The sequence below is a fragment of the Microbulbifer mixtoriginis (SeqCode) genome (assembly GCF_052466715.1).
Genome location: NZ_CP174288.1, coordinates 2,183,887 through 2,201,493, shown reverse-complemented (window position 1 = coordinate 2,201,493; position 17,607 = coordinate 2,183,887). Strand labels below are relative to the sequence as shown.

The window sequence follows — 17,607 nt, the reverse complement described above, 5'->3', positions numbered from 1 at the left end:
AGTAGTCGGCTATTGGAATGGAGTGGTGACCTACGGGGTTTGTAATATGGCACCCTGTATCTCTATCGTACTCAGTCATCCTGTCCTTCAGCGCCAAGTGCTTCGACAAAGCTCGCCATTCTTGCCATCCGGCCTTCCCACTGGGCCGTCTGTGTATTAATCCAAGTTTCTGCAGCTGTCAGTTGCTTCGGCTTGATCTCGCAGGTTCGTACGCGCCCAATTTTCTTGGATCGGATCAAACCCGCATCCTCCAGCACACCAATGTGCTTCATGAATGAAGGTAGTGCCATTTCAAACGGTTTAGCGAGCTCGGTGATTGATGCCGGTCCGCTGGTCAGGTGCTGAATGACAGCGCGGCGCGTTGGATCTGCTAAGGCTTGGAAGACTGTATTCAGATTTTCGTGATTGTTACCCATTTGACTAAGTATATAGGTGTAAAATCGTTAGGCAATGGCCGCGGTTTGCTAATGCCCGAAAAAAAAACCTAACAAAAGTGCTTCATCTCCTCCCTAAAAGATATGTTTTAGTGTTAACAGAAAGCTGGAAACCTGCTGATAAAAAGAACAAGGTGCAATAGTGATCGATTTTTCCTATCAAGCGGACGTTCAAACCAAGCCTATCTCCTACACGGTCAGGGCAACACTGGAAGAAGTCTTTACAGCCTGGGTTACGCCGAGCATGGTTGAAAAATGGTGGGGGCCTGACGGTTTCAGTACGCGTGTGCTCAATCTCACGGCAGAGGTTGGCGGGAGTTTTGCTTTTGAGATGACAGCTCCAGACGGCAGCTCTTGCCTAATGTCTGGAGTATATCGTCGTGTCGACAGACCGAAGTGCCTAAGTTTTGAGGTCCATAAACATTGCAATCTCAGCTTGCCACATGGCACCGAACCGCAAAAGAATTCGTCATTGGTCGAAGTAGTGTTCAGAAGCAGTGAGCTTGGCACTGTCGTTTCGCTTACGCATACACTTCTAAACCCTGACTACGCAGAGCTGGCAGCGATCAGTTGGGCCCAATCACTTCGATGTATGGAGGCTCGATTTTCTGGATCGGCAAATCTGATCTGAGATGGCAAGGTGTCTTGATGGCAGTCATGTGTCTGTGCACATCTTACACGCTGTCTAATTTGATACTACCAACCACATGCGCATTTAGGGCCTTAAATTTTTCATGGCGTTTTCGGCCGTATAAAGTTCGACCAATATGCCTATCAGATGTGTGAAGAATTTTCATTGAAGGCAGCGGCTAATTTACCGCTGCCAGCGTATATCTGATCAGTTAGAGGTTCTGCACTTTAAAAGTCAGAAAGTAACCTTCGGTACTTAAGAAAACCTGTAGTTGCTGATTCAGTACACCACCCTGCTCTTTTGCTGTAACAACCCACTGACGCTGATTGTTAACACGTTGCATAGCGGCGCTGAGCGGCTTGTCAGACCAGGACTTGTTAAGCTTACCCTCTTTGATTAGGCGAGCTACTTCCTGGCTGGCGATGCCTTTGGCTTCTACCATGGATACAGTGGCAAAATTGTCTCTCTCATGGTCACCATGGGCGAAAGCAAGATTTGCGAAGCCTAAGGTAACTGATACACAGATGACTGGAATAAGTTTGTTCATAATACTCTCTTTCTTCTCGGTTTTAGCGAATGTTGATCAAAAAGCGTTACTGTTTGAGTCCAATAACCTCGTAGAACCCCTTTGTTTTTAGAGTGATCTTCACAGATTCCTGACCGTTATTTTTCCAATACCAGCCATGGGAACCATCAAAAGGCGTGGTGAGAGAGCCACTCATCTTGTTTGCGGTAGCAATAGCAAAGCTCTCAAAGTAGCCGGTAGTATCGCCTGCGGGTTCGCCGTGAAAATCAAAGTAAAGTTCACCACTCTCCGTTACCCACTCGTACTCCAGATGGCCGTATTTATCCAATTGAAATTTGTATTCAATCCCACGGCCAGCGGGCACTTCAATAGTTGTGGTGTCAGTCCGATAAGCAAAGGTCTGCTCACCACGCTGCACTATTTCCGGCACAGCAATTTCCTGCTCTTGACTGTTTAATTCAGTCAGCCCCAGTGCTCTGCCAATTCCAGTAGGATCTATATTGTATTCAGCTGGCAGGATTACTGTGGTCAACATAATGGCTGCAAGCACGCCAGCAGCAAGTGTGGATTTAATCAGCGTTTGTGCAGACTGCACTGGCATTTCAGTTGTATTCATTCTGTAAGCTCTAAATCTGAGTTCTTTCTGTTCAATTAACTTAATAAAGTCACTTTCTGGCTGACTAACCTACGAAGTAGCCTGTCATCTGGTAACCCACCAACATCAGTCCACCACTCATTAGTAAGGTATTTGTCATAGTGGAAAAGCGCAGAAAACTGTCAAAGCGACGCCAATAATTGATGGCGAGAAGAATAAACAGCAACGCAACAAACTGACCAATTTCTACTCCGACATTAAAGGCCAGAATGTTCTCCACCAACCCATCGCTGGACAGCTTGAATTCCTGTAATTTGGTTGCCAAACCAAAACCGTGGAAGAGTCCAAAAATCAGTACGGCAGCCTTGGTATTAGGCTGGAAGCCAAAAACCCGTTTGAAGCCGCCGAGATTATCGAAGCCTTTATAGACAATGGATAATCCAATAATGGCATCGATCAAATAGGCATTCACATGGGTGTCGTTAAGCACTCCAAATAACAACGTTAAGCTATGACCGAGCGTAAAGAAGCTTACATAGATAAGAACATCTTTTGATCGATATAAAAAGAAAATGACTCCCACCAGGAACAGCAGGTGGTCATAGCCAGTCACCATATGCTTTGCGCCAATATATAGAAAGGGAATAATAGATACCCCTTCGTTGCCGGCAAGAAAAGTCTTGGTAGCATCGTCCACCCCATGGGCAAATAGCGGCATGGATATCACCATACCTGCTATCAGCGTCATCAGGCCGAAAACTGTTTTTAAACTATTATGCAACGTTACTATCTCCCATTATTAAAGTTCTAAATTTTTGTAAGCCAGAGCACACACAGGCCCAGTTAACTGGCTCCAGCCATAGCCACTTCAGGGTTATCTTGTAAGCTCTCCAACTTGGCATTCCTGCCATGTAAAATTCTGTAGAGTGCCGGCAACACTAAAAGTGTCAGGATTGTTGATGAGACAATACCGCCAATAACCACCGTAGCCAGTGGGCGCTGTACCTCAGAACCAATACCAGTATTCAGGGCCATGGGTACAAAACCGAGTGAGGCTACCAGTGCGGTACTAATGACCGGACGTAATCGGATCAGGGCGCCCTCAATAATGGCCTTTTCTATGCTGTAACCTTGGTCACGCAGATCGCGAATAAAGGAAACCATTACCAGGCCGTTAAGGATGGCAATCCCGGAAAGTGCGATAAAACCAACGGCTGCGGAAATGGAGAAAGGGATATCCCGCAACATTAAAGAGAGCACACCGCCGGTTAATGCGAGGGGTATACCGGTAAATATAATTGCCGCATCTTTTATGGAACGAAGCGCCAGCAGGAGAAGCCCCATAATCAACACAAGGGTCAGCGGCACTACTATCGATAAGCGTTCAGTAGCAGACTGTAGAGTTTGATAGGTTCCGCCGTATTCAACCCAGTAACCGGGTGGTATTTCCACTTTATCGGAAACGGACTGCTGTACATCGGCAACAAAGCTACCCAAGTCCCTACCCCGCACATTAGCCGTTACCACTACCCTGCGTTTACCGTTCTCGCGGAAAACCTGATTGATACCGGCAGTGAGTTCCAAGCTGGCAATTTCCTCCAGGGGCACATAGTTGCCATTGGATCGATGAATCGGCAGTTTCTTTAGCGCATCCAAATCCTGGCGCAGTATCTCTGGCAAACGCACAACAATATCGGTGCGGCGGTCTCCTTCATAAAAGCGGCCAGCAACCGTACCTCCCAGGGCGGTTGCCAGCTGCTCCTGTACCTGATTGATAGCCAGCCCATACTGGGTTAGTGCGGCCTGGTCAGGAACAATGGCGAGAACCGGTAAACCGCTGGTTTGCTCCATCTGTATATCAGCAACGCCTTCTACACTGCCGATAGCCGCTTCAATTTCACTGCCCAAACGCTCTAATTGCTCAAAGTCATCGCCAAAGACTTTGATCGCCAATTCCGCGCGTACCCCCGCTAAAAGCTCGTTAAAGCGCATCTGGATTGGCTGGAGAAATTCATAGCGGTTGCCGGGGATTGGCTCTACCAGCTTTGCCAGCTCTTCTACTAATTGCTCTTTTGGCTTATCCGGATCTGGCCACTGAGACCTGGGTTTCAGGATAATAAAGTTATCGGCAACACTTGGGGGAACGGCATCGGTAGCCACTTCCGCAGTACCAATTTTGGCGAATACACGCTCCACTTCGGGCAACTCTTTAATCCGCTCCTCCAGGGATTTTTGTAGTGCAATCGCTTGTTCCAGGGATGTGCCGGGAATACGCAAGGCGTGCATGGCAATATCGCCTTCATCCAGATTCGGCACAAATTCGCTACCCATTCTGCTTGCCGTATAGCCGGAAACCAACACCAGTAGCGCAGCAATAGCGACAACCATGCCACGCTGGCGCAGTGCAAACTCCAGGGCCGGGCGATAAAAGCTATTCAGCTTCTCAAGTGCAGGGTTTTTCTTTTCGATCACCGGTTTGCGAAATAGCAGCGCTATGCCGGCTGGCACCAAAGTGATGGAAAGAAATATCGCAGAAAGCAGCGCAATCACCACGGTAATAGCCATCGGATGGAACATCTTGCCCTCCACTCCGGTCAGGGCAAAAATGGGTAAATACACGGCTGTGATAATAAACACACCAAACATGGCCGGGCGAATCACTTCCCGCGTCGATTGGAATACCAGGGTAAGCCGTTCTTTTAGATCTAACTGGCCACGCTTGCGGGCGGATTCGCTGAGACGTCGCAGACAGTTCTCGACAATAATGATGGCCCCATCCACCAACAAGCCAAAGTCCAGCGCCCCCAGACTCATCAGGTTTGCACTTACGCGGGCCTGAACCATGCCGGTGATGGTCATTAACATGGCCACCGGAATGACCAGCGCAGTGAGAATTGCTGCGCGAACATTGCCCAACAGCAGGAAAAGAACCGCGATAACCAGCAGCGCACCTTCCATAAGATTGGTTTGGACCGTGCGCAATGTCTGGTCAACCAGACCGGTACGATCATAAACCGCAGTCAATGTGATACCAGGCGGTAGGCTCTGTTTGATATGCTCTAACTTTTCACCAACTGCACTTGCAACGGTGCGACTATTTTCGCCAACCAGCATGAAAACGGTGCTCATCACCACTTCCCTGCCGTTCTGAGTAGCCGCCCCGGTGCGCATTTCGCGCCCCTCTTCGATCTTGGCCAAGTCGCCAAGGCGAATAGCAACGCCATTCACTTCCGCAACCAGGAAATCCTTCAGTGTCTCTAACGAGCTTGCCTGCCCCGGAACCCGCAACAACCACTGGGCGCCACTGTGTTCAATAAAGCCTACACCGCGGTTACGATTGTTCTCCTCGATCGAGCGAATCAGGTCTTCCTGCGTCAGGCCGAATGCCAGCAGTTTATCCGGCTCTATAGCAATCAGAATTTCTCTCTTGAACCCGCCGATCGGATTGACTTCCACCACACCTGGTACACGCAATAACTGCGGGCGCACAATCCAGTCATGCACCGAACGCAAGTCCTTAGGTGTTACTGCACTGCCATCAGCATTGGTGGCTCCGGGTTCGGAGTCCACTGTGAACATAAAGATTTCGCCAAGACCTGTGGCGATGGGTCCAAGCTCTGGCTCCAAACCAGCAGGCAGTGCACCACGTACACTAGTGAGCCGTTCATTCACTAACTGGCGGGCAAAATAAATATCGGTGCCATCTTCAAAAATCACCGTAACCTGCGACAATCCATACCGCGAAACGGAGCGTGTATAAGCAAGGCTCGGCAAACCAGCCATTGCATTTTCCACTGGGTATGTAACCCGTTGCTCAACTTCTTTAGGGGTATACCCCGGTGCCTCCGTATTAATAACCACCTGGATATTGGTGATATCCGGTACCGCATCAATGGGCAACCGGGTGAAATTCCAAATGCCCAAACCGCACAGTAGTAGCACAAGGGCAATAACCAGCCCGCGATTTTGAATTGAGGTTCTTATCAAGTACTCAAGCATGTCGAACCCTCAGTGATCGTGGGATGCACCGGACTTTTCAATGTCCGCTTTAATGATGTAGCTGTTACCGGTGACATATTCGATTCCCGGTCGAATCCCCCCCAGCACTTCAATCCAGTCGCCTGCTTCACGCCCCAGCTCCAACATGCGCACTTCATACTGGTCGCCCACCTTGGCATAAACGACAGTAAAATCGCGGAACGCCTGTAAACCGGAACGCTTTACGGCGAGAGGCACCTCATACTCAGCAACTTGGATATCGCCGCTTACAAAAGAACCTGGTGCGAGGCCTGCGGGAATATCTTGCAGTGACACTCGAACGGCGGTGGCCTGGTTGGGTTTCATCAAAGTATCAATTTGTTTCACTACCCCAAGCAGAGGAGTTTCCAGGGACTTGATATTTACGGAAACGGGCGCGCCTTGGCGAATCTGGGGGCGTGTCGAGGGAAAAACATCCAACTCTGCCAACAAGGCAGTATCATCGGCAACCGTTAATAAAACTCGACCTGCGGTCTGTTCACCAGGGTTTACATTGCGCTGGACTACTACACCGGCAATTGGGGATTGAATAGTGTAGGTGTTTAGGTTTTGATTGCTGTTAATGGCAATTAGGGGTTGCCCTTTATTAACGCGCTCCCCCAATCCCACCTGCACAGTTTCTACAAAGCCATCGAAACGCGCACTAATTTCACGAACCTGCTCTGGATCTACAATAAGCCTGCCGTAAGCGCGGCTGGTTTCACTCATCCTGGCTGGGCCAACGGTTTCCGTATCAATTTCCATGGATTTAGCAATACCGGAATCGATACGGGTTCGCCCCTCAAAATTATCGTATTGCCAACGGTATTCTTGCCCCTGATACTTGGCTGTTAGAGTCACAACAAATGAGTGGGGCTCATAGATCACCATATCACCACGCAGATAATCCCCCTCGGGCCTGAATTCGATGTGGTCCTCTCCATCTCCAAGCCTTGTAAGAATCACTTTAAGATCAACCTGTTGAGGATTAACCAGCTCTCCATCGTTACTCACCCAAACCCGAAACTCCGGGGGAACACCAGTTTCATAAATACTTAGCTCAACGGCAAAATCACCTTCTCGCAACATGCGCCCACGATTGGGCCCTTTTTCCGGTTCCGCCTCTGCGACAGCTCCGGCCGCATAGACACTGCCGCTGCCACTAAGGAACAAGGAAAGTAAAGCACTAAATATCAGGCTGGAAAAAACTGCGGATCTCATATCTCGCTCTCGCTTATCTGTGCCACTGACAGGCCGGTGAGTTTTTCAATTTCAATCAGGCTAAGGTGTGCGTTGTACTGTGCCTGGAGCAGTGAAAGCTGCGCATCGCTAAGTCCCTGTTGGGCAAGTGCCAATTCCGAGTAGTTATAGCGGCCACGTCGATAGGCTTTTTGCGTAGCGGTGAGCGCTTTATCCAAACTGGGAATCATTTTTTCATTCAAGGCGGCAGCTACGTGGCGGTGATGCTGTAGCCTTTGGGTCATCACAAAGAGCTGTGTATCCAACTCAATCTCTTTCGCATTTCTTTCTGCTCGGAAACGATTTTGTTCCGCCCTCAAAGCAGATACCTTGCCGCGATTACGATCACCCTTACCTAGTGGGATTGCGAACCCTGCCACCAACCCATATTCTCCACTCGCTTCGTTGCGACGAATTCCTGTATCAATCCGCCACTGAATGCCCGCTTCTGCACGTGCCAAATCAATTTCCGCCTGCGCCACGCGCTCGCGGCTCATGAATATTTCCAAATTTGGGTTGCTCGCCACCAAGCTTCGCAATCTAGATAAATCAACTTCTGGAATGACACTGGAAAGAGAACCAACCACCGCTCGAAAACTGGGCTCTCTGGAGCCCCACTGGGCAGCTAATTGATATCTGGCAATATCCAACTCGTGCTCGACATCTTCCACAGCTAAGAGTCGACGCTGCAAGTCGACTTCCGCCCGAAAAGCATCGGCTTCATTCGTTCTGCCAACACTAACCTGGCGATTAATTTCAGCGGCCATATTGCGAGCCAGGTCGACTGCTCTTTTAGCAATTTCCAGGCGTTCCTGCTGAGCCAGGACTTGGAAAAAGTAACCCGCGGTATTTGCGGCAACTTCTAATTCAAGAACCTGCTTTTGGGCCTCAATCACAGAAGTCTTGCTGCGTGCAGCCAATACACGTTTTTCTGCGAGATCACCCTGTAATAGCCAACTGATGCCGACTGTTACCTGGGAGCTGCCGTTGCCATCGCTGCTCTTGTCTTCCCCCAACCCTTCAGCGGCAACACTAAGCTCCGGGCGTGGTCCGAGCTTGGCGTGTTCAGATAGAGCATCCACTGCCTCAAACTGATATCGGTAACCCGCCAGTTCAGGATGATTTTGCAAGCTTTTAAGAATTGCCTGCTCATAAGTGAGGCCCGATAACTCCTCGCCCTGCTCTGCCTTAAGGGACCCACTTAATGCAACTAAAAAGAACACAGCTCCGGCCACAAAAAACCGATCAGCAATCGGTTTTTTAGTTATGACTAAACGCAAACAATTAAACACTTCGGCTTCCTTAGTGGGAGAAAAGGGTTTCGACGGTGTGGTGGAGCGCATCCACCGACACAAGGCAAGTGCCAGTGAGAACTACAAACAATCCAGCTAACAATAAAGGGGATAAGTTGCGCCCCTTATCATCAGACAGCAAGTAACGAATACGGGCATCCAATTGGTCAAGAGCGAAATAACAGATCATTGCTGAACTTCTCTCTTTGGGATGCAACCCATTGGAGATACGGGTTACTTTAAGTAGGGTTTGGGCGATAAAGGTCTCACTCCACCCCTGCTTATGAGCATATGCATCTGCACGCTGCTCCATACACAGCGTCATCTGTCGATTCAAGTAATTCCCCAAACGCGTAGGGAAAAAGCTGGCAAACAAAGCGAATATTAATTTCTTCAGAGGATCAAATTTTTGCGCATGGGCTTCCACATGTAGGCGCACCACCTCAAATTCTTCCGCTGTTAACTGGTCTCGCAGACCGCTGGTATAAAACCCTTGCGGACGGAGCAGACCACTGGTGAAAGCTTGGGGACCCTGAGCCTGGATAATACTCTGGTCAGACTTATCCCTTTCGCAAAGTTGCATTAACAATCGGAGCTGCGCCAAATGGCGATGAGCTCGTTTAAAACTTTGAAATACCAAAAACCCGGTAAGAAAAAGAAATGCAATGGTAAAAACACCATGCCAACTGTAGAGGTTAAAAGCGTTGATATGGTGCCAGTGCGCCAGTGATGCAACGCCTCCCAAAAGGCTGGGGAAAGCCAGGATAACAGCGGCAGTGGAAGCCGCGAACCACGGCAGCAATACCGCGCTCCACAGTAGTAAACGCCGGCTACTGGCAGACAGGCGAAGTGAATGCCGGGAAGCAGAAAGGCAGGCAGCTGATACCAGTAGAATACCGACAAACAGGCTAAGCGCTGCAATAGTCAGCAGGTTTAGCCAGAGTGCAACCTGCCCCAAAATCATTCGCGATCACCCTGCTGGCGCTTAATCTTCTGGCTTTCGATCAATTGCTCCAGCTGCTCCAATTGGCTTTCGCTTAACTCCGATGAGATGGAGGTAAATGCGGCTACCAACCCGTTCTCATCATCAACGAACTCACGAGTAACGTCTTGAATCAGCTGCCCGACAAACTCGTAGCGTTCCACTGCCGGGCTGTATTGGAATGCATGCCCCTGCTTCTCCCGGGACAGCAAACCTTTCTTGTAAAGGCGATCCAGCGTGCTCTGGATAGTATTGAGAGAACCTCCACGGGCCCGGCTCAAGTCCGAGTGGACCTGTTTGGCATCCGCAGATTTTCTATCCCAGAGATATTGGAGCACCTGTTTCTCAAGATCACCAAGTCGCATAGACCATTATTCCAACTGTTAAAATCATTCCTTGAATGATGGTAGAGCGACAAAAACCGATCGTCAATAGGTTTTTAAAATAGAGAAAGAAACACGATCAAAGCCCCTTTCGGGCTCCAAATCACTTGAGCTAAGTTACTTTAATCAAAGGCTAAATCAGCTCACTACATTTAGGACTCTTGTCTATAAATCGCTCCGAAAGCCCCATGGGGCGAGCCATGAAGAGCACATCTGCTGCATCGCAGTTCTTGCAAGGGGCTAAGTCCGTCCGTGTCGAGATGCGCTTAACATCTACAGCCTTCAAGGCTTTGCGAAATTATTCAGAGTCTCCCAAGATTTCATATAAATTCGCTCGGTTAAATTTCCAACAACAGTGTGCAACGGTTAACTTTTTGAGAGGTGATTGATTAAAGTCGTGACTTTAATCTCACTGCTTAAGACCGTTTATTTCAGGAGCCTCACAACAGTTTTGGGGGGCATGATCCCTGGTCAACTGAGCGCAAGTTCAGCTGTGCCGGCCTCGCTTTCCGAATCGATACCGGCTGGGCCGTTCTCGGTTGGATCAAAGCTGTCGGCACGTGCCATGCGCCAGGCCCGGGCATAGAAGCCCCCCTCGCTATGTGCCCTGAGCAATTCGCCAGGCTTGAGGTAGACGTGGATTTGCGAAAATAGCTGAACTTCTGTGCCACCGGTACGGCGTACTAGGTGTTTTCCTTCTAGCTGTGCTGGATGCTCTAATCCGGCGGCGGCTAACATCTCGGCCAGGGTACTAAGGGTGTTGTGGTGGAAATTATGTACCCTGTCGGCTTTCTCCGGCACCACCAGGGCTCGCTGTCGCAGCTTGTCTTGGGTGGCTACGCCCGTGGGGCACTTGTTAGTGTGGCAGGATTGGGATTGGATACAGCCGATTGCAAACATAAAGCCGCGTGCCGAGTTGGCCCAGTCGGCCCCTATAGCCAGCACACTGGCAATATCGAACGCCGAGATTATCTTGCCGCTGGCACCTATCTTGATCTTGTCTCGCAGGTTCAGGCCGACCAGGGTATTGTGGATAAACAGTAGGCCTTCGCGCAGGGGCACGCCGATATGATTGGTGAATTCCAACGGTGCTGCTCCAGTACCCCCTTCCTTGCCATCTACCACGATAAAATCTGGCAATATGTCACTTTGGAGCATGGCCTTTGCGATGCCGATAAACTCCCAGGGGTGTCCGAGGGCCAGCTTAAAACCCACTGGTTTACCGCCGCTAAGTTCCCTCAGTTGTTTGATAAAAGTCAGCAACTCAAGGGGGGTAGAAAAGCTGTTGTGGCTCGAAGGTGAGATGCAGTCCTCGCCCTCAGGTACGCCGCGGGTGGATGCTATCTCCGCAGTCACCTTGTGCCCGGGTAGGATGCCGCCATGGCCGGGCTTGGCGCCCTGGCTGAGTTTTAGCTCAATCATCTTAATTTGCGGGTTACGAGCCTGTGCCTTGACGCGGTCTGGATCGAAGCTACCGTCCTGGGCTCGACAACCAAAGTAACCCGAGCCTATTTCCCAAATCAGATCGCCGCCGAACTCGCGATGATAGGGGCTGATGCTGCCCTCCCCTGTATCGTGGGCAAAGTCCCCTAGCTTGGCGCCCTTGTTCAGGGCCCTGATGGCGTTAGCACTAAGGGACCCAAAGCTCATAGCGGAGATATTGAAGATTGAGGCCGAATAAGGCTGGCTGCACTGAGGTCCCCCTATGAGCACCCTGAAGCTCTTGTGCTCTCTGACCTCCTTGGGGCGTATGGAGTGATTGATAAACTCAAAACCAGGTTCGTAGACGTCAATCAAGGTACCAAAGGGTTTGGATGCATTCTCATTCTTGGCCCGGGCATAGACCAGGGAGCGTTGGGCCCGGGAAAAAGGCAGCTCGTCTTCTTCTCCTTCTAACAGGTACTGGCGTAGCTCTGGGCGAACACGTTCCATGAGATAGCGAATATTGCCCAATATGGGGTAGTTACGGCGCACCGCATGGGTTTTTTGAATCAGATCGTAAATTCCTAGGAGGCTCAGAAGGCTGCTGATTGCGGCAATAGGCCAGAGCCAGGAGTAAGAGTGCAACAGAGGCAGGCTGACGATAGTCGTGAGAACACAACAGCCAAAAAATGTATAGCGATTGAGCAGGAATATTTTCATCATTGTATTTCGTACAGGCTATTGCTGTTTTCTCTCCTTGAAGAATGTATTTTCTACCAGCTCGGAGTCAATCGCATTTACGTTGATACTCTATGTAGTTACTTCACTAACTCACGTCTTGATCAATTTCGCCAAGAAAAAGCTAGTGTATCAATTAATACATAACCATCAATAAACTGCATATCATCGATATAAAAAGTCTCACAATAAGTTTCAGTTTTGAGGGTTATATATAATCTACTACGTCAAAAGACTGCCCAGTTTCATTGGTTAAAACTGCATGGCGATACGCTTTTGCAGTGTCCGACGCTGAGATGCCGCTAGAAGTATCCATTCCCATCATATCCATGGTTTCTTTCACAAAATGTGGACTAACAGCATTCAAACGAAGCTTATGGCTGAGCTCTAACGCTGTGGCTTTCACAAAGGAATCAATGGCCCCATTCACCAGGCTGAGTGCAGAACCGCCCCGCATAGGATGTTGAGCCAAAACACCTGAAGTTAAAGTGATACTGCCACCCTCTCGAATATGGTCACGGCCAATCTGGAAAATACTAATTTGCCCTAACAACTTACTGTTGATAGCTGCCTTAATTTGATCAAATGTCAGTTCCTCAACTGGCGCAAAAACTGCATTTCCAGTGGCTGAAACTACGGCGTCAACTTGGCCGACTTTCTCAAACATGGCCTTGATAGATGCCCTGTCCTCAATATCAACTCTGTAGTCGCCTTTGCTATGACCTACTTTTACAACTTCATGGTCTTTAAGTTCAGCCACAACTGATTTACCAATGGTTCCGTTAGCGCCAATCACTACAATTTTCATGCTATAACCGTCCTTAGTTTGTTAATTAAAACATTCAGCTATTCTTTGGTCATAATGGAAAAGTTGTGCCTAGAAATGCACCACGTTAAAGGTTTTAGTGTAGCTATTAATCAAATGGAATCTTGTGTTCCGGTTTACCTTCAAACTCAACTCTTATCAGATAGCTTGCGCAATATATATTGGAAAACGTAGTGAAATGGTTTTGATTTGGATGTGAATATGATCCTTGTAGGTAATTTTTCACTGTGAGTTCATTTGATCTATCTCATCTTGCAGTTTCTCTAATTCCTCCAATACAATTAAAAATTTTTTACCAAATTTTGTAACTGTGTATTCAACCCTGGGAGGAATTTCGTTATAGCTCACGCGTTCCAAGATACCAAACTCTACGTTTTTACGGAGACATTCATTAAGCACTTTTGCGCTCAGACCCTCCACACTGCGTACCATCTCTCCTGGTCGATTTATTTCCAAAGCCAGCAAGCGGTAGACTGTAAGCGACCATTTACAGCCATAGATAGTCTCAACCATCCGGGCGCTTTGCTTTGGTGGCGCCTTTCTTAGGACTTTCTTTTTGTTTGGTTCCATAAATACTTACCAAAAAGTAACTAATACACCGAATTGTACCTACTTTTCATCAGGGCTTTGCTTTGCCTAGACTACTTGCACGCTATCTACATTATCTTATCGAGGAAAATTTGTGAACGAGACTATAGTTGAAGCTAAAGACAAAGATAGACGTGAGTTGGCCCTTGTTGTGGGAGGATCAAGTGGAATTGGACTAGCTACTGCGGAGCAGCTGATAAAACAAGGGATAACGCCCATAATCGTTGGTAGTAAGGAAGCAAAGCTAAAAAAGGCAGAGGATTATCTATCTACCTATGGTGAAGTGAAAACGCTCCAGGCAGATCTTTACCAAGAAAAAGATGTCAGTGCTCTCATTGAGCTTATCGAGAAAGATGAAGCTCATTATCGATACTTGGTAAATGCTGCGGGTTATTTCAACCCCAAGCCATTTCTATTGCATGAAAATGATGACTATGACAGATATCTAGAAATCAATCGTTCGTTATTTTTTATTACTCAAGCTGTTGCGAAGAATATGATAAAGCATGGCTCTGGTAGTGTAGTTAATATTGGTTCTATGTGGGCCCAGCAAGCAATTAAAGCCACTCCATCTTCAGCATATTCAATGGCAAAGGCTGGGCTCCATGCCCTAACCCAGCATTTAGCCATGGAGCTTGCCGAGTACAACATAAGAGTTAATGCAGTCTCTCCAGCAGTCGTGAAAACACCAATTTATGAGAACTTTATTGATCCTAATGAAATAGATGAAGCACTATCCGGATTTGATTCTTTCCACCCCATTGGGAGAATTGGTGTGCCAAATGATGTTGCAAATGTTGTTAACTTCCTTCTAGGTGAAAACTCTAGTTGGGTTACCGGTGCAATTTGGGATGTAGATGGTGGTGTAATAGCTGGAAGAAACTAACAGATATCTATTAAGTTATTCTTTGTGAAGATAAAAAGCTCAAGTATGCCTAGTTAAATACTGTGGCCGAATCAGTCATAAGATTTGGCCACACTCTGACCTTTCTATCAGTAAGTTAATGAAAATCTTTTCTTAAGCAATAATATCGCCCAACTGGAAAGTACAAATGGTGCTGTTAATACAATGATGCCAGCATTGATAAAAGCCATTGCGATGGGCACGGTTAGTGCACTCCCAACAAGTGGAGCAAGCCATTGCTTACTTCTACTTGTTAAGGCAATAGCACAAAGTGATGCATTGTAGCCAAAGATTCCGGCAAGAATGAGTGTTGTCGATAAGGATAGGAGCTCAGCCAATAATGTAGCAAATAGCCCACTAATGATGCCCCAAAGGGCATGTAACTTATTGGAGATGAAAATCCCAAGCAAAAAACAAGCCCCCGTAATGGCATTATTTTGGAAGATAATCTGGCCTATGCCTTCGAATATCCCCCAAGTTGAGATTTTTTCACTCATCGATGTTGTAGCTGGCTCAAGATTTAATGCCGGAGCCATGGCCCAGATAACCCATATCACCAAAATGTATGGTGCGGTATAAGCCGGAAGAGGAAAGTGAATCATCATTAAGCGCATGATTAAAACGGTTAGAGCGCTTCCAGCAATAATTAAGAAAACGGTGAGTGACGATGGTGCATATAAAGAGAAAATGACTACACCAATCAATGCGCCATTATACCCAAATAGCCCCTCTTCAATATCATTCACTGGGTAATGTTTAATATGTGCAATAATTGTTGAGGAGATAACACCAACTAGGACTCCAATAGCCATAGTGATGGAGTTAACTGCCACACCAAACAAAAACAAAGCTCCACTCAATGCGTTCTTCTGTAGGATGACTTGGCTAATTCCCCTGAGTAGGCTGACAAGGAAACAACAGACCTTTGTGGATATCGATTTCTTCATAAGTTGCTCAATCTAATTCACTCCTTTGTACTCATTGACAATATGACGAATGAAATACTGAAACTTCTGCAGATATTGGTAGTCGATACTCTTTCAGCAATTTGATTGTTTTAGATTTATTGGTTAGGTATTGTAAACACATATTGATTTGCCTGACTGACTTCTTCAATAGGTACTGACCGCCATGGATCGACGTGATTTTTCTAAAGTTTTTTTGGGGGCTGCCATCGCATACACCCTGCCCCAGCCACTCTTTGCGTTAGACGCTTTATCAAATAATACAGCGAAAGGTGTAGACGAGCTCCAACGTCTTGTACGTCATCGTATTCTTAAGCAGCATGGGGCACATGCCGCGGTTACAGGCACCCTGAAGCCCTCTGGTCGTCGCATCATTACCGTTCGGGACCCTGAAGCCAAAGATGACTACCAGCTAGGCGGTGATACCATTTTTGAAGTTGCCTCGCTAACTAAGATTTTTACCGCCCTGCTATTAGCTGTTGAAGTCGTACATAAGCGCGTAAGGCTCGACGATCCACTTCGGGATTACGTACCAGACGGAGTAAAGGCTCCAACTTTTAAAGGACGACAAATCACCCTCACCGACCTGGCTACACATGGTGCTGCATTGCCGCTTAGGCCTAACAACCTTGCTACATCGGTACCCGATGCGCCGAATAAATATGCAGGTTATTCCTTTGAACAGCTCTATGGCAGCTTACCAAGCTACCATCTGCAAACTAGTCCAGGCTCTCAATTTAACTATTCAAACCTGGCTTTTGGACTTTTAGGTCAAGGCATTGCTTTGAAGTCAGGCCGCTCTTTTGCAGAGATATTGCGAGAGCGTGTAACAGAGCCACTGGGGTTGAGTGACACTACTTTAGAGGATGACCCGAGAAAGGCTGCACGACGCGCTCAAGGCCATGACTTTTACCTCAGCCCGATTGGCCCCACTAGTGATGGTGTGCTCGCACCGGCTGGTGGTTTGCGCTCTACTGCCAACGATCTCCTCACTCTTCTCGACTTGTTCACCAACGGCCAGGGCCCTAAGGATTTGGTGGCTGCCTCGCGTTTGATGTTGTCGGTCGATAGGCCTGGAGGCAGTGATATCACTCGCATGGCCCTGGGTTGGCGCAGAACGACTACCCATGGCGAAACCTATTATTGGTCTAACGGCAGCAGCGATGGATCACGCACATTTATGGGCTTTAACCCAGCGCGGAGAGCCGGTATTGTTGCCTTGGCGGATGCTGCGAGTGGCGAAGGATTAGACGATATCGGCCACCATTTTTTGAACCCCCAGCAAACAGTATCTACTAAGATCGTCCCTACCCCAGATTTCATTACTTTACCTGAGAAAGTTCTTTTAAGGGCGATCGGACGCTATGAGCAGGCTAAGGACGATGTCATCGAGATTAGTCGTGGCTATACGGGCCTTATTGTTTCAGCGGGATACGGAGAGTTCGTCATTCGGCCGCAATCATCCACACTATATGCATCTAAGATGGTACCAGGGCTAACTATCGAATTTGAAGGCGCCGATGTGGGCCCTGTTGTTTCGCTGACCCTCCGCCAAGATGACAAAACCTATATCTACAAGCGTGTACCTTAACTTGGAAGTCCAGAGAAGAGCTTAAACTCTTCTCTCTTCTCTCTTCTCTTTATTATTAAGAAGGCCCCTGCCCACTCAACGTACAGTAAGAACACATAGTTTTTATACTTCGTGACTGGGATGGAATTGACAAGAACGAATTACATAGCGGCCGACGATCACCAATTGTTAACATAATCCAACATTAGCAAAAGAGAATTCAAGTTTTTGTGGTTTCAGGTGGTCACATGGGAAATAGTTGAAAGCCCCAGTACAAAATCATCTGGGCTCATTTTAGGAGGTAAGTTTATCTCTTAAAATGGGTGACCTGGTGTTTCCATTTTTGATCTTATAAATTTAATTAGATCAATACCTCCTGGTGAGCTGTGTACTGAATCGATTGAATTTATTTATGTATACACTTGGGATTTCTCAATAAGTTTTGAGGGGCGTTTCTGAGAGGTTTTTCCGCCTTTGTGTTGAGATTACTTGCAG

16 protein-coding genes are annotated in these 17,607 nt (G+C 47.8%); 3 read left to right on the top strand and 13 right to left on the bottom strand.

Translation table 11 applies throughout. The annotated features are described in order from the left end of the window. Positions 1-71: 71 nt before the first annotated feature. Positions 72-416: an ArsR/SmtB family transcription factor gene (locus tag ACJJH9_RS09695; RefSeq protein WP_444884880.1), complete on the bottom strand. Its 345-nt coding sequence runs from the start codon at positions 414-416 to the stop codon at positions 72-74. A gap of 160 nt (positions 417-576) precedes the next feature. On the opposite strand from ACJJH9_RS09695, the gene ACJJH9_RS09690 reads away from it, so the two are divergent. Next, positions 577-1,065 (top strand): SRPBCC family protein, encoded by a 489-nt coding sequence (locus tag ACJJH9_RS09690; protein ID WP_444925093.1) that lies wholly within the window; start codon positions 577-579, stop codon positions 1,063-1,065. A gap of 211 nt (positions 1,066-1,276) precedes the next feature. Here ACJJH9_RS09690 and ACJJH9_RS09685 read toward each other — a convergent pair whose 3' ends face one another. The 11 genes from ACJJH9_RS09685 to ACJJH9_RS09635 form a co-directional block, all read right to left on the bottom strand. After that, positions 1,277-1,612 (bottom strand): DUF6488 family protein, encoded by a 336-nt coding sequence (locus ACJJH9_RS09685; protein ID WP_444925092.1) that lies wholly within the window; start codon positions 1,610-1,612, stop codon positions 1,277-1,279. A gap of 46 nt (positions 1,613-1,658) precedes the next feature. Continuing rightward, complete coding sequence (locus tag ACJJH9_RS09680) at positions 1,659-2,207, bottom strand: hypothetical protein (RefSeq protein ID WP_444925091.1); 549 nt, start codon at positions 2,205-2,207, stop codon at positions 1,659-1,661. Between the two features lie 64 nt (positions 2,208-2,271). Continuing rightward, the gene (locus tag ACJJH9_RS09675; RefSeq protein WP_444925090.1) at positions 2,272-2,967 is read right to left on the bottom strand and encodes a HupE/UreJ family protein; all 696 of its coding nucleotides are present in this window, start codon (positions 2,965-2,967) and stop codon (positions 2,272-2,274) included. 62 nt (positions 2,968-3,029) lie between these two features. Then, complete coding sequence (locus tag ACJJH9_RS09670; protein ID WP_444925089.1) at positions 3,030-6,185, bottom strand: efflux RND transporter permease subunit; 3,156 nt, start codon at positions 6,183-6,185, stop codon at positions 3,030-3,032. 9 nt (positions 6,186-6,194) lie between these two features. Beyond that, complete coding sequence (locus tag ACJJH9_RS09665) at positions 6,195-7,424, bottom strand: efflux RND transporter periplasmic adaptor subunit (protein ID WP_444925088.1); 1,230 nt, start codon at positions 7,422-7,424, stop codon at positions 6,195-6,197. Next, positions 7,421-8,734, bottom strand: coding sequence for a TolC family protein (locus tag ACJJH9_RS09660; protein WP_444925087.1), 1,314 nt, complete (start codon positions 8,732-8,734; stop codon positions 7,421-7,423). The genes ACJJH9_RS09665 and ACJJH9_RS09660 overlap by 4 nt, the downstream gene beginning before the upstream one ends. Positions 8,735-8,744: 10 nt before the next feature. Continuing rightward, a complete protein-coding gene (locus tag ACJJH9_RS09655; RefSeq protein WP_444925086.1) occupies positions 8,745-9,698 on the bottom strand; it encodes a hypothetical protein in 954 nt (317 codons plus the stop codon). Then, complete coding sequence (locus tag ACJJH9_RS09650) at positions 9,695-10,081, bottom strand: BlaI/MecI/CopY family transcriptional regulator (RefSeq protein WP_444909586.1); 387 nt, start codon at positions 10,079-10,081, stop codon at positions 9,695-9,697. The genes ACJJH9_RS09655 and ACJJH9_RS09650 overlap by 4 nt, the downstream gene beginning before the upstream one ends. Before the next feature lie 489 nt (positions 10,082-10,570). Next, positions 10,571-12,244, bottom strand: a complete 1,674-nt coding sequence (locus tag ACJJH9_RS09645) for an FMN-binding glutamate synthase family protein (RefSeq protein ID WP_444925085.1) — start codon at positions 12,242-12,244, stop codon at positions 10,571-10,573. A gap of 223 nt (positions 12,245-12,467) precedes the next feature. Next, positions 12,468-13,067, bottom strand: a complete 600-nt coding sequence (locus ACJJH9_RS09640; protein WP_444925084.1) for a short chain dehydrogenase — start codon at positions 13,065-13,067, stop codon at positions 12,468-12,470. A 240-nt stretch (positions 13,068-13,307) separates the two neighbouring features. Further along, the gene (locus ACJJH9_RS09635; RefSeq protein ID WP_444909589.1) at positions 13,308-13,655 is read right to left on the bottom strand and encodes a winged helix-turn-helix transcriptional regulator; all 348 of its coding nucleotides are present in this window, start codon (positions 13,653-13,655) and stop codon (positions 13,308-13,310) included. 112 nt (positions 13,656-13,767) lie between these two features. On the opposite strand from ACJJH9_RS09635, the gene ACJJH9_RS09630 reads away from it, so the two are divergent. After that, positions 13,768-14,559 (top strand): SDR family NAD(P)-dependent oxidoreductase, encoded by a 792-nt coding sequence (locus ACJJH9_RS09630; protein WP_444890296.1) that lies wholly within the window; start codon positions 13,768-13,770, stop codon positions 14,557-14,559. 107 nt (positions 14,560-14,666) lie between these two features. Here ACJJH9_RS09630 and ACJJH9_RS09625 read toward each other — a convergent pair whose 3' ends face one another. After that, complete coding sequence (locus ACJJH9_RS09625; protein WP_444925083.1) at positions 14,667-15,524, bottom strand: urea transporter; 858 nt, start codon at positions 15,522-15,524, stop codon at positions 14,667-14,669. Positions 15,525-15,708: 184 nt separating this feature from the next. On the opposite strand from ACJJH9_RS09625, the gene ACJJH9_RS09620 reads away from it, so the two are divergent. After that, positions 15,709-17,133 carry a serine hydrolase domain-containing protein gene (locus tag ACJJH9_RS09620; protein WP_444925082.1) on the top strand — a complete coding sequence of 475 codons (1,425 nt, stop codon included), beginning with the start codon at positions 15,709-15,711 and terminating at the stop codon, positions 17,131-17,133. Positions 17,134-17,607 lie beyond the last annotated feature (474 nt).

Bases quoted from the DNA above. Each gene is read 5' to 3' on its own strand.
- ACJJH9_RS09695 (WP_444884880.1), bottom strand. From the start codon at position 416: ATGGGTAACAATCACGAAAATCTGAATACAGTCTTCCAAGCCTTAGCA.
- ACJJH9_RS09685 (WP_444925092.1), bottom strand. From the start codon at position 1,612: ATGAACAAACTTATTCCAGTCATCTGTGTATCAGTTACCTTAGGCTTC.
- ACJJH9_RS09680 (WP_444925091.1), bottom strand. From the start codon at position 2,207: ATGAATACAACTGAAATGCCAGTGCAGTCTGCACAAACGCTGATTAAA.
- ACJJH9_RS09670 (WP_444925089.1), bottom strand. From the start codon at position 6,185: ATGCTTGAGTACTTGATAAGAACCTCAATTCAAAATCGCGGGCTGGTT.
- ACJJH9_RS09665 (WP_444925088.1), bottom strand. From the start codon at position 7,424: ATGAGATCCGCAGTTTTTTCCAGCCTGATATTTAGTGCTTTACTTTCC.
- ACJJH9_RS09655 (WP_444925086.1), bottom strand. From the start codon at position 9,698: ATGATTTTGGGGCAGGTTGCACTCTGGCTAAACCTGCTGACTATTGCA.
- ACJJH9_RS09650 (WP_444909586.1), bottom strand. From the start codon at position 10,081: ATGCGACTTGGTGATCTTGAGAAACAGGTGCTCCAATATCTCTGGGAT.
- ACJJH9_RS09645 (WP_444925085.1), bottom strand. From the start codon at position 12,244: ATGATGAAAATATTCCTGCTCAATCGCTATACATTTTTTGGCTGTTGT.
- ACJJH9_RS09640 (WP_444925084.1), bottom strand. From the start codon at position 13,067: ATGAAAATTGTAGTGATTGGCGCTAACGGAACCATTGGTAAATCAGTT.
- ACJJH9_RS09635 (WP_444909589.1), bottom strand. From the start codon at position 13,655: ATGGAACCAAACAAAAAGAAAGTCCTAAGAAAGGCGCCACCAAAGCAA.
- ACJJH9_RS09625 (WP_444925083.1), bottom strand. From the start codon at position 15,524: ATGAAGAAATCGATATCCACAAAGGTCTGTTGTTTCCTTGTCAGCCTA.
- ACJJH9_RS09620 (WP_444925082.1), top strand. From the start codon at position 15,709: ATGGATCGACGTGATTTTTCTAAAGTTTTTTTGGGGGCTGCCATCGCA.